Annotated in this window: 1 protein-coding gene; it reads right to left on the bottom strand. The window is 26.0% G+C overall.

What is annotated here, in order from left to right:
- On the bottom strand, positions 1 to 477 hold a 477-nt coding region (locus F1B92_RS08975), incomplete at both ends, for a hypothetical protein (RefSeq protein WP_195836352.1).

The following is a 477-nucleotide window of genomic DNA, read 5'->3' as shown; positions in this document are numbered from 1 at the left end:
GCTTGCTAATCTTTTATCAAAAGGAGCTATATCTGTTTCAAAATTAGTACAAACTTCTACTTCAACACAATCTCTATTATTTTTTTTACAATTTTCTATATCTTGATTTATTTGATTTGGATTATATTTTCCATCTTGACTTATGTTTAGCATTGGATACATGATTGTTGAGTTAGAGATAGAGCCTTTTTTGTGATAGTGTATTTTCCAATCAATATCCTCAATTGTGCCATTTTTTATACTCCTACTGGTTTCTTGTTCATTTATTTGATTACAATTTAGTAAATCATAATTACCTTTTCCTTTATTTTTTGTTTTTTCATACTCGCAAAGAGATTTTAAAAATTTACCTGCATATTTGAAATAATAGTGATCTTTCTCCCATAATAACCAACTTTTTCTTATATTAACCAAATATTTTGTTGGATATTTCATTTTTTGTTTTGCTATACATCTAAAAGTCATAGCATGTTCTCT

The organism is Campylobacter portucalensis (genome assembly GCF_009690845.1).
GTDB lineage: Bacteria > Campylobacterota > Campylobacteria > Campylobacterales > Campylobacteraceae > Campylobacter_B > Campylobacter_B portucalensis.
Note: the sequence above shows the minus strand (reverse complement) of the source record. Positions and strands in the feature narration are given on the sequence as shown.